Source organism: Roseococcus sp. SDR (assembly GCF_019083995.1).
GTDB lineage: Bacteria > Pseudomonadota > Alphaproteobacteria > Acetobacterales > Acetobacteraceae > Roseococcus.
Map to the genome: position 1 here is coordinate 396,502 of NZ_JAHRCU010000001.1, position 11,505 is coordinate 408,006.

Sequence of the window (11,505 nt, forward strand, 5' to 3'; positions counted from 1 at the left end):
ACGCCCATGTCCGAGACCAAGACCGTCGCCGACCGCAACCTCGCCTTGGAGCTGGTCCGCGTGACCGAGGCGGCGGCGCTGGCCGCCAGCCTCTGGGTCGGCAAGGGCGACAAGAACGCCGCCGACGGCGCCGCCGTCGAAGCGATGCGCCGCGCCTTCGACAGCGTGGCCATCGACGGCACCGTCGTGATCGGCGAGGGCGAGATGGATGAGGCGCCGATGCTCTTCATCGGCGAGAAGGTGGGCCTCTACGCCAAGAGCGGCGGCGGCGTGATGGCCGATATCGCCGTGGACCCGCTGGAGGGCACGACGCTGACGGCCAAGGGCGGGCCGAACGCCATGGCCGTCGTGGCGCTGGCCAATCGCGGCGGCTTCCTGCATGCGCCCGATGTCTACATGGACAAGATCGCGATCGGCCCGGGCTACCCCGAGGGCATCGTGGACCTCGACCGCACGCCGGGCGAGAACCTGGAGGCGCTGGCCAAGGCCAAGGGCGTGCCGGTGGGCGAGCTCACCGTCTGCACGCTGGATCGCGACCGCCACAAGGACATCATCAAGGCCTGCCGCGCCGCCGGCGCGCGCCTCATGCTGATCCCGGATGGCGACGTCTTCGGCGTCGTCGCCTGCGCGCAGCCGGAGACGGGGGTGGACATGTATCTGGGCTGGGGCGGCGCGCCGGAGGGCGTGCTGGCGGCGGCGGCCCTGCGCTGCATCGGCGGCCAGATGCAGGGCCGGCTGATCTTCGAGGATGAGGGCCAGGTGGTCCGCGCCCGCGAGATGGGCATCGAGGACCCGCACCGGAAGTATTCCATGACGGAGATGGCCTCGGGCGAGGTCATGTTCGCCGCCACCGGCGTCACCAGCGGGCCGATGCTGCGTGGCGTCCGTCTCTATCCCGGCGGCGCGGTCACGCATTCCATCGTGATGCGCAGCAAGTCCGGCACCGTCCGCTACGTGGAAGGCCGCCACAACTTCAAGCTGAAGCCGATTTGATGGAGACCGCGCTCGGCGTCGAGCGCAGCCTCACCGGGCGCCGCTGGGTCTGGCGGCACAGTGAGCCGCGGCTGGCGGCGGCGCTGTCGCAGCAGTTGGGCCTGCCGGAGATCACGGGGCGGCTGCTGGCCGCGCGCGGGCTGGATGCGGAATCCGCCGGCATCTTCCTGGCGCCCACGCTGCGTGCCCTGCTGCCCGACCCCTCGGTGCTGCTGGAGATGGACCAGGCCGCGCAGCGCCTGGCCGATGCCGTGCAGCGCGCCGAGACCGTCGCCGTCTTCGCGGATTACGACGTGGATGGCGCCTGTTCGGGTGCCGTGATGACGCATGCGCTGCGGCAATTGGGCTGCACCGTCATCCCCTATGTGCCGGACCGCCTGGCCGAGGGCTATGGGCCGAACGGGCCGGCCATCGCGGGGCTGGTGGCGAAGGGGGCCACGCTCATCATCTGCGTGGATTGCGGCATCGCGGCGCATGAGGCGCTGGCCGATGCTGGTGCGGAGATCGTGGTCCTCGACCACCACAAGGCCGAGGGGCCGCCGCCGCGCGTCGTGGCCGCGGTGAACCCGAACCGGCTGGATTGCCCCTCCGGCCTGCGCCAGCTCTGCGCGGCGGGTGTGGCCTTCCTCGCCGCCGTCGCCATGCAGCGCGAGCTGCGGCGGCGCGGCTTCTTCGCGCAGCGTGCGGAGCCGGATCTGCGCGAGTTGCTCGACATGGTCGCGCTCGCCACCGTCTGCGACGTCGTCCCGCTGCTCGGCGTGAACCGCGCCTTCGTGCAGCACGGGCTGCGCATCCTGGCCAAGCGCGAGCGCGCCGGCCTCGCCGCGCTGATGGAACTGAACGCGGTGCGCGATGCGCCTTCCGCGCACACGCTGGGCTTCGTGCTCGGCCCGCGCATCAATGCGGGCGGGCGCATTTCCGTGCCCGATCTCGGCCTGCGCCTGCTGCTGGAGAGCGACCCGATCGAGGCGCGCGGCATGGCCGAGCGGCTGGATGCGGTGAACCGCAAGCGTCAGGAAGTCGAGGCCGGCGTGCTGCACGCCGCCATGCTTCAGGCCGAGACGCAGCAGGCCGCGGGCCACGCCGTCTTCCTGCTGCAGGATGAGGGCTGGCATCCGGGCGTGGTCGGCATCGTCGCCGGCCGCGTGCGGGAGCGCTTCAACCGCCCGGCCTGCGTGGCGGGCGTCGAGGCGGGAAAGGCCAAGGGCTCGGGCCGCTCCGTGCCGGGGCTGGATCTGGGTGCGGCCATCATCGCGGCCCGGCAATCCGGCATGCTGATCGCGGGCGGCGGCCACGCCATGGCGGCGGGCTTCACCTGCGAGGCGCAGCGCCTGCCCGAGCTGCACGCCCATCTGGATGAGCGGCTCGCCGCCGCGCGGGACCTGCCGAGCGCGGCCGAGCAGGTGCTGGAAGGCGCCCTGACGGTGCGCGGCGCCACGGCCGAACTGGCCGAGAGCATCGGCCGCCTCGCGCCCTTCGGCGCCGGCAATGACGAGCCCGCCTTCGGCATCGCCCGCGCCCGCGTGGTCAAGGCCGGGCGGGTGGGGAAGGAGGGGGCGACCATCCGCGCCTTCCTGGAGGGCGAGGATGGCGGGCGCCTCAAGGCCATCTGCTTCCGCGCCAAGGAAGGCCCGCTGGCCGAGGCGCTGCTGGCGCAAGGCGCGGCGCCCCTGATGCTGGCCGGGCATCTGCGCGCCGAGACCTGGAACGACCAGACCAGCGCGGGCTTCTTCGTGACGGATGCGGCGCGGCTCTGAGCCCCCGCGCCGGATTTCTGCCCAAAGCCTGTTCACGCGCCGCACCACTGTCTCAAGATTCGTGAATTTCGTGCACGGCGGCTGAACATCCTCCGCTAGGCTCCGCGCGACGCCGTCCAAGGAGCCCCCCGCATGCATCGCCGCCTCCTCGCCACCGCCGCCGCCCTGCTGCTGGGCGCGGCCAGCCTCCCGGCCGAGGCGCAGCAGCGCACGAGGCTGACCGTCTACACCGCGCTCGAGAACGAGCAGCTCGCCCCCTTCAAGGCCGCGGCCGAGGCCGCCGTGCGCGACATCGAGATCGCCTGGGTGCGCGACAGCACGGGCGTCATCACCGCGCGCCTGCTGGCCGAGCGCGCCAATCCGCGCGCCGATGTGGTCTGGGGCCTCTCCGCCTTCTCGCTGCTCCAGATGGAAGCGCTCGACATGCTCGAGCCCTATACGCCGCGCGGGGCCGAGGCGCTGCGCCCCAATATGCGCAGCGACCGCAGCCCGATGACCTGGACGGGGATGGACGCCTTCGTCTCCACCATCTGCTACAACACGGCGATCGCCCGGCAACGCAACCTGCCGCGCCCCACCACCTGGAGCGACCTGCTGAACCCCGCGCTGCGCGGGCAGATCGCCATGCCCAACCCCTCCTCCTCCGGCACGGGCTTCCTCACCATCGCGGGCTGGATCAACAGCATGGGCGAGGAGCGTGCCTGGCAATTCATGAACAGCCTGCACGAGAACATCCAGGTCTATACCCATTCCGGCTCGGCCCCCTGCAACAACGCCGCACGCGGCGAATACGGCATGGGCATCTCGCTCGACATGCGGGCCGTCACGCTGCGCAACCAGGGTGCCCCCATCGAGATCATCGTGCCGACCGACGGCGTGGGCTTCGACCTGGAAGCGACGGCCATCATGCGCGGCACGCGCAACCTCGCCGCCGCGCAGCGCCTGGCCGATTTCGCGGTGAGCCGCGAGGCGATGGCCGTCTATGGCCGTTTCTACGCGCTGCTGGCGCTGCCGGGCGTGGCCGCTTCCGTCCAGGGCTATCCGGCCGATTTCGAGCAGCGCCTGGTGAATGTGAACTTCCGCGAGATGGGGGCGGCGCGCGAGCGCATCCTCGCCGAATGGAACCGCCGCTTCGACAACAAGTCCGCGCCGCGGAACTGACACCGCATGCTGCAAGTGACGGAGCCCTTCCTGCACATGGAAGGGCTCGGCCGGGATTTCGGCCGCTTCACCGCCGTGCGGGAGGTGGATCTCGCCGTGGCGGAGGGCGAGTTCCTCTGCCTGCTGGGCCCGTCGGGCTGCGGCAAGACGACGCTGCTCCGCATGATCGCCGGGCTGGAGGCACCGAGCCGCGGCCGCATCTTCCAGGCGGGGCGCGAGGTGACGCGCCTGCCGCCGGCCGCGCGGGATTTCGGCATCGTCTTCCAATCCTACGCGCTGTTCCCGAACATGACCGTCGCCGCCAATGTCGGCTATGGGCTGCGCGGCCCCGCCTGGCCACGCGCGCGGGCCGAGGCGCGGGTCGCGGAATTGCTGGCGCTGGTGGGCCTCACTGCCCAGGCCGGGCGCTTCCCCGCGCAGATCTCGGGCGGGCAGCAGCAGCGCGTGGCGCTGGCCCGCGCACTGGCCAACGAGCCCGGCCTGCTGCTGCTGGATGAGCCGCTTTCGGCGCTCGATGCCATCGTGCGGCTGCATCTGCGGCAGGAGCTGCGCGCCCTGCAGCGGCGCCTCGGTGTCACCACCATCATGGTCACGCATGACCAGGAGGAGGCGTTGAGCCTGGCCGATCGCGTGGCGGTGATGGATGGCGGGCGCATCATGCAGCTCGGCACGCCGGAGGAGGTCTATGCCCACCCGGCCAATCCTTTCGTCGCGGGCTTCGTCGGTCGCAGCACCAGCTTCGCGGCGGTGGTGGAAGGCGACGGCCTGAGCCTGCCCGACGGCACGCATCTGCGCGCGACCGCGGCCGCGCAGCATGCCGGTGGCAGCCCGGTGCGCGTCTTCATCCGGCCCGAGGATGTGGCGTTGGGCGGCGATGGCGCGCTGATGGGCCGGCTCACCGGCAGCGAATATCTCGGCCCGGTCTGCCGGCTTGAGCTGCAAGGGGCGGGCCTGACCTGGCAGGCCGAGATCGCGCCGCGCGAGATGCAGGGGCTGAGCCTCGGCGCCGAGATCCCGCTGACCCTGCCGCCCGACAAGCTGATGGTCTTCGCCGCGCATGGCTGAGGCTTCGCGTGGGCTGAGCGAGGCGGCGCTTCTGCGCCTCTGCCTCTGGCTTGCCGCGCTGCTGCTGGCGATCGGCCTCGCCCTCCCGCTGGCGATGCTCCTCGTCCGCGCCTTCCTCAGCGCCGATGACGAATTCGTCGGCCTGCGCCATTTCGCGGCCTATGCGGCGACACCCGCGCTGCTGGTCTCCGCCTGGAACAGCGCCTGGACGGCCGCGCTGACGACCGTGATCGTGGTCCCTGTGGCGTTCCTCTTTGCCTATGGGCTGACGCGCTCGCGCATGCCGGGTCGGCCGGTCTTCCGCGCGATCATGCTGGTGCCGATCCTCGCTCCCTCGCTGCTGCCCGCGCTGTCGCTGATCTATCTGCTGGGCAATCAGGGGCTCCTGCGCTTCCTGATGCCGGACGGCTTCACCGTCTACGGCCCGGTCGGCATCGTCATGGCGCAGGTGATCCACACCTTCCCGCATGCGGCGATCATCCTCTCGGTCGCGCTCGGCATGGCCGATGCGCGCCTGTTCGAGGCGGCGGAGACGCTGAAGGCGGGCCGGCTGCGCATCTTCCGCGACGTCACGCTGCCCGCCGCGCGCTATGGCCTGGTCTCGGCCACCGTTGTCGTCTTCACCCTGGTGATGACGGATTTCGGCATCCCCAAGGTGATCGGCGGGCAATTCCCGGTGCTGGCGACGGATGTCTACAAGCAGGTGATCGGCCAGCAGAACTTCTCCATGGGCGCCGTGGTGGCGCTGGTGCTGCTGCTGCCGGCGCTTTTCTCCTTCTTCGCCGAGCGCTGGGCGCAACGGCGCCAGGCGGGCGCCTTCTCGGGCAGGGCGGTGCTCTATGTGCCCAAGCCGCGCCTCGCGCGGGACCTGCCCCTGTTCCTGATCTGTGCGGCCGTGGCGCTGGTGCTGCTCGGCATCGTGGCCATGGCCCTCTGGGGCTCGCTGATCCGCTTCTGGCCCTACAATATGAGCCTCACGCTCGCGAATTATTCCTTCGCGAATTTCGACGCCGAGGGCTGGGGCTCGCTCGCCACCTCGCTGTCCATGGCGGGGCTGGCCGCGCTCTTCGGCACGCCGGTGGTGTTCCTGACGGCCTATCTGCTGGAGCGGAGCGGCCAGGGCGGCGTGGCCCCGGGCTTCCTGCGCGTCGCCGCCATCGCGCCGCTGGCCGTGCCCGGGCTCGTGCTGGGCCTCGCCTATATCCTCTTCTTCAACCACCCGGCCAATCCGCTGGGCTTCCTCTACGGCACGCTCGCCATCCTGGTGCTGAACTGCGTGATCCATTTCTACACGGTGGCGCATCTGACGGCCGTCACTGCCATCCGCCAGCTCGATCCGGAATTCGAGGCGGTGGGGGCGAGCCTGCGCGTGCCGCGGCGCATCACCTTCGCGCGCGTCGTCGTGCCGATCAGCCTGCCCGCGATCCTCGAGATCGCCGTCTATCTCTTCGTGAATGCGATGACGACCGTCTCGGCCGTGGTCTTCCTCTATGGGCCGGGCAGCAAGCCGGCTTCCGTCGCCGTGGTGCAGATGGATGAGGCGGGGCAGATCGCCGCCGCCGCCGCCATGGCCTGCGTGATCCTCGGCATCACGGCGAGCGTGAAGATCGTGCAGATCGGCGTGGTGCGGGCGATGACGCGGAAGGCAGGCTGGCGCGCGGGGCGCTGACCTCAGAAGGTGATCCCCCGCGCCGCCAGCGCCTTCAGGAAGTTCGGCTCCGGATTGGGCAGCGGCGGCAGGTCCCAGCTGCCGGTGCCGATCGGCCGGATCTCGCGGTCCACCGGCACTTCCAGCAGGTAGGGCACATTCGCCTTCACCGCCATGGCGATGGCGTCCTCCAGCTCGCCCGCGTGTGTGACGCGATGCGAGGCGACGCCCATGCTCTTCGCCATCATCGCGAAATCGGGGCTGTAGCTCTCGCCCGTGCGCTGGATCTCGAAGGCGGTGGCGAGTTCGCGCCCGCCGAACATGCCGTGCTGGATGTCGCGGATCGAGCAGAAGCCCGAATTGTTCCACACCACCCAGACCACGGGGATCCCGTATTCCACCGCCGTCGCCAGCGCATGCGGCGTCATCAGGAAGGAGCCATCGCCGACCACGGCGACGCAGGGCCGATCGGGTGCCGCGAGCTTGGCGCCGAGGATGCCGGAGGTCGCGAACCCCATGGCCGCGAAGCCCCAGCTGTGGATCAGATGGCGCGGGCGCAGCGTGTCCATCAGCTGGATGATCCAGTTGTGGTGCACGCCGACATCGGACGCCACCACCGCATCCTCCGGCACCGCGCGCGACAGCGCCGCCATCAGCCGCTCGGGCCGGAGCGGCATCTGGTCCGAGAGCGCGAGGCCCGACTGGTATTCGCGCCACACCTCGCGCCCGCGCGCGAGCCGGTCGAACCAGGCGCCGCCTTCGCGCGGGCCACCCGTGCGCGCCTCGGCCATGTCCAGCATGAGTTCCAGGCTCGCCTTGGCATCGCCCAGGATGCCGTATTCCGTCGGGTAGTTGCGGCCGATCTCGGTGGGGTCGATGTCGATCTGGATCAGCTTGGAGGGCGGGATGCTGAGCGTATAGCCATCCAGCCAGGCACTCGTCGCGCGGTCATCGAAGGAGAAGCCGATGGCGAGGATCACATCCGCATTGCGCGTCGCATCATTGGCCGCATAGCTGCCATTGCGGCCGATCGCGCCGAAGGCGAGGCGATGCCGGTCGGGGATGGCGCCCTTGCCGTTCGGGCTGGTGACGACGGGAATGCCCGTGCGCTCGGCAAAGGCCAGCAGAGCATCGCAGGCCTTGCCCAGGATCACGCCCTGGCCCGCGATGATGACGGGCTGCGAGGCCTTGAGCAGCAGATCGAGCGCGGCCGAGAGCGCCTTGGGGTTGCCCGGCGCGCCATTGATCACCGCCTTCACGGTGGAGGAGGGAACGACCGAGGCCTCCTCCACAAACACATTCAGCGGCACGTCCAGGTTCACCGGCCCGGGCCGTCCGGCGGTGAGCTGGTCCCAGGCCTGGGTGACCGCCAGCTGCACCATGTCGGCCCGCATCGGCTGGTAGCTGCGCTTCACATAGGGGCGGATCACGCTCGGGAAATCGCCCTGGAAATGGCGGCCCGTCTCCTGGAAGGGGCCGCGGTTGAACTGGCCCGTCGGCACATTGCCGGTGATGGCGAGGAAGGCGCTGCTGTCCATCATGGCGGCGGCCAGCGCCACCACGAGATTGGCCGAGCCCGGGCCGCAGGAGGTGAAGGTCGCCACCGGCTCGCCCTTCACCTTGTAATAGGCGTCGGCCATGTGGCCGGCCGTCTGCTCGTGATGGGTGGAGATGGTCTTGATGCGGTTCTGCGCCTTGAAGGCTGCATCCATGAAGCCCGTGATGCCATGGCCGCAGAGGCCGAACAGATAGGGCACGCCCTGCTTCGTCAGGTGGTCGACGATGATGTCGGCGCCGTTCATCAGCGTGGCGCGGCTTTGGCTGTCCATGATGGTCTCTCTCCCGGATGTGTTCTTGTCGTTGGAGTCAGGCGGCGGCGGCCGAGGGGCTGCCCAGCATGCGCGAGACCTGAAGGGCTGCGGCCTTCACGCGCGGCAGGAGTGCGGCGCGCCGCGCCTCATCCATGCGGCTCGCCGGCGCCGAGATGCCGAGTGCGGCGCTGGGCCGGCCGCTCTGGTCGGTGATGGGGGCGGCGAGGCAGCGCAGCCCGGGCTCGATCTCCTCCGCATCGGGTGACCAGCCTTGCTGGCGGATCGCGTGCAGCGCCTCGCGCAGCGCCTCGGGCGTCGTGATGGTGGCCGGCGTGAAGGCGGGCAGGCCATGGCGGGCGATGATCGCCTCCACCTCGGCATCGGGCAGGTAGGCCATGAGCAGCTTGCCCAGCGCGCTGGCATGGGCGGGGCTGCGCTTGCCCACGCGCGAATGCATCCGCACGGCATGCGTGCCCTCCACCACCTGCACGGTGACGACCTCGCCCTCATGCAGGATGCCGACATGCACGGTCTCGCCCGTCTCCTCGGCGAGCGCCTGGATGGGGGGCAGGGATTGCCAGCGCAGCTGCTCCTGCCTCACGGCGGCATTGCCCAGCGCATGGAGCGCGAGGCCCGGCACGTGGCGGCCATTCGCATCCTTCGCCAGGAAGCCGGCCGCCTCCAGCGTGTGCAGCACGCGGAACAGCGTCGCCTTGTTCTGGCCGAGCTCCGCGGCGAGTTCGGCGAGGCTCCAGGAGGGGCGGCGCGAGAAGCAGCCGATCACCTCCAGGCCCCGGTGAAGCGAGGCGAGGTGATAGGGGTCCCGGGCGCTGTTGGTCATGGCGGTCTTTCGCTGGGAGGAACGCAATAGCCATACGATACGCTTGACCACGCATAACGAAAAGAGTTTCGATATGCGAAACGGGTGGACGCCAGCCGCGCCGCCCCGCACTATGCTGAGAACGTCCAGGAAAAGCGGGCCAAAGATGCCCGCGCAGTGGGAGAAGACCGGATGATGAAGCGCGTCCTCGCCGCCTGTGTGGCGGCGTTTCTGAGCCTTCCTGCCGTCGCGCAGGAATTCCCCACCCGCCAGATCACCATGATCGTCGTCTTCGCCCCCGGCGGCGCCACCGACGTGCTGGCCCGTATCGTGGCGCAGAGCATGTCCCGCACGCTGGGGCAGTCGGTGGTGGTCGAGAATGTGACGGGCGCCGGCGGCACCATCGGCGGCACGCGCGGCGCCAATGCCGCGCCCGATGGCTATACGCTCACCGTCGGCAGCCTCGGCAGCCATTCGGCCTCGGCCTCCATCTACCGCAACCCGGGCTATGACCCGCGCGAGCTGCAGCCGATCGGCCTGATCGCCGGCACGCCCATGTTCTTCGTGGTGCGCAATGGCCTGCCCGTGCGCACCATGCAGGAATTCCTGGCCCTGGCGCGGGAGAATCCGGGCCGCGTCTCCAACGCCAATGCCGGCGTCGGCAGCACCAACCACCTGGGCTGCGCGCTCTTCTCCCACGTGACGGGCGTGCGGATGAACGAGGTGCCCTATCGCGGCGAAGGCCCGGCGCTGAACGACGTGGTGGCGCAGCAGGTGGACAGCGCCTGCCTGCTGGCGCCGGCCGCCGTGCCGCAGATCGCCTCCGGCACCATGCGCGGGCTGGCGGTCGCCGCCACCGCGCGCAACCCCAATGCGCCGAACGTGCCCTCCGCCAGCGAGGCAGGCGTGCCGGAATATGTCTTCCAGGGGTGGAACGCGATCTTCGCGCCGCGCGGCACGCCCGCGCCCGTCGTGGCCCGCCTGAACCAGGCGCTGCGCGTGGCGCTGGAGGACCCGGCCATCATCCGCCGCATCGAGGAGCTGGGCTCCATCCCCGCGCGGCCCGACCAGCGCAGCCCCGAAGCCCTGCAGGCGCTCGTCCGCAGCGAGGTGGAACGCTGGGCGACGGTGATCCGCGCCGCCGGCATCCAGCCGCAGTGATTTCTGCTGCAGGCGGCGCGCGCCGCCTGCTAGCCTCCCGGAAAACACACGGGAGAGAGACGATGATCCAGCGCCGCGGCCTGCTGGCCGCCAGCACGCTTCTGGCCACGCCTGCCCTGGGCCAGGGGGTGGGGCAGGGCGCCTGGCCCAACCGCCCCGTCCGCGTCATCGTCGCCTTCCCGCCCGGCGGCTCGCTCGATGTGATGACGCGCCTCGCCTGCGAGGTGATGACGCAGCGCCTGGGCCAGAGCTTCGTGGTGGAGACCCGCAGCGGCGCCTCCGGCAATATCGGCACCGAGGCGCTGGCCCGCGCCACGCCCGATGGCTACACCATCGGCACGGTCAGCATGCACAACATCGTGATCAACCCGATGCTGTTCACGCGCCTGCCCTTCGATCCCGCGAAGGATTTCCAATGGATCAGCGCCATGTGGGACCTGCCCAATGTGGCGGTGGTCCCGGCGCAGCACGTGCCTGCGCGCACGCTTGCGGAATTCCTGGCCTGGGCGCGGGAGCGGCCGGGTGGCGTCAGCTACGGCTCCTCTGGCGTCGGCACCACCATCCATCTCTCCGGCGCCTATCTGCTCAACCGGGGCGGCATCCAGGGCACGCATGTCTCCTTCCGGGGGGCCGCGCAGACCATCCCCGCCATGCTCTCGGGCGACATCCAGGTGGCGGTGGACAACCTCGCCAGCTACACGCCCGTGATCGCCGAGGGACGCATCCGCGCACTCGCCGTCACCATGCCCGAGCGCTGGCCCACGCTGCCCAACGTGCCGACCATGGCCGAGGCGGGGCTCGACAATTTCAACGTGAGCCCCTGGCACCTCTGGGCCGCGCCGGCGGGCACGCCACGCGCCGTGGTGGACCGCCTGAGCCAGGAAATCCGCACGGCCTTCGCCGACCCCGCCTTGCAGCAGCGCGCCATCGCCATCGGCACGCGGCTGACCGGCACGACGCCCGAGCAGGTGGCCGAGCGCCTCCAGCGCGAGACGCCGCGCTGGGCCGAGATGGTGCGGATCTCGGGCGCCACGCCGGAGTAGCACGGGCGCGAGGAGCCGCGCGACACACGCGACAAACCGGGTCAGG

At 70.6% G+C, this 11,505-nt stretch carries 9 protein-coding genes; 7 read left to right on the forward strand and 2 right to left on the reverse strand.

The genetic code is table 11. From position 1 onward, the window contains the following. The first annotated feature begins 6 nt into the window (after positions 1 to 6). From glpX to KTR66_RS02030, 5 genes are all read left to right on the forward strand, one after another. Positions 7 to 993 (forward strand): class II fructose-bisphosphatase, encoded by a 987-nt coding sequence (gene glpX, locus KTR66_RS02010; protein WP_213609820.1) that lies wholly within the window; start codon positions 7 to 9, stop codon positions 991 to 993. Next, the gene (gene recJ, locus KTR66_RS02015; RefSeq protein WP_213609822.1) at positions 993 to 2,750 is read left to right on the forward strand and encodes a single-stranded-DNA-specific exonuclease RecJ; all 1,758 of its coding nucleotides are present in this window, start codon (positions 993 to 995) and stop codon (positions 2,748 to 2,750) included. Before glpX ends, recJ begins: the two co-directional genes overlap by 1 nt. A 132-nt stretch (positions 2,751 to 2,882) precedes the next feature. Then, positions 2,883 to 3,911: a putative 2-aminoethylphosphonate ABC transporter substrate-binding protein gene (locus tag KTR66_RS02020; protein ID WP_213609824.1), complete on the forward strand. Its 1,029-nt coding sequence runs from the start codon at positions 2,883 to 2,885 to the stop codon at positions 3,909 to 3,911. Positions 3,912 to 3,917: 6 nt separating this feature from the next. Next, positions 3,918 to 4,976 (forward strand): ABC transporter ATP-binding protein, encoded by a 1,059-nt coding sequence (locus KTR66_RS02025; RefSeq protein ID WP_213609826.1) that lies wholly within the window; start codon positions 3,918 to 3,920, stop codon positions 4,974 to 4,976. Next, positions 4,969 to 6,645 (forward strand): putative 2-aminoethylphosphonate ABC transporter permease subunit, encoded by a 1,677-nt coding sequence (locus KTR66_RS02030; RefSeq protein WP_213609828.1) that lies wholly within the window; start codon positions 4,969 to 4,971, stop codon positions 6,643 to 6,645. Before KTR66_RS02025 ends, KTR66_RS02030 begins: the two co-directional genes overlap by 8 nt. A gap of 2 nt (positions 6,646 to 6,647) precedes the next feature. Here KTR66_RS02030 and KTR66_RS02035 read toward each other — a convergent pair whose 3' ends face one another. Together KTR66_RS02035 and KTR66_RS02040 are read right to left on the reverse strand one after the other, a co-directional pair. Continuing rightward, complete coding sequence (locus KTR66_RS02035; protein ID WP_213609830.1) at positions 6,648 to 8,453, reverse strand: thiamine pyrophosphate-binding protein; 1,806 nt, start codon at positions 8,451 to 8,453, stop codon at positions 6,648 to 6,650. Positions 8,454 to 8,490: 37 nt separating this feature from the next. Continuing rightward, entirely contained in the window at positions 8,491 to 9,276 is a 786-nt protein-coding gene (locus KTR66_RS02040; RefSeq protein WP_213609832.1) for an IclR family transcriptional regulator, read from the reverse strand. Positions 9,277 to 9,447: 171 nt separating this feature from the next. Between KTR66_RS02040 and KTR66_RS02045 the strand changes: the two genes are divergently transcribed. Then, complete coding sequence (locus KTR66_RS02045) at positions 9,448 to 10,416, forward strand: tripartite tricarboxylate transporter substrate binding protein (RefSeq protein WP_213609834.1); 969 nt, start codon at positions 9,448 to 9,450, stop codon at positions 10,414 to 10,416. A gap of 62 nt (positions 10,417 to 10,478) precedes the next feature. Continuing rightward, the gene (locus tag KTR66_RS02050) at positions 10,479 to 11,459 is read left to right on the forward strand and encodes a tripartite tricarboxylate transporter substrate binding protein (protein ID WP_213609836.1); all 981 of its coding nucleotides are present in this window, start codon (positions 10,479 to 10,481) and stop codon (positions 11,457 to 11,459) included. Positions 11,460 to 11,505: the final 46 nt, after the last annotated feature.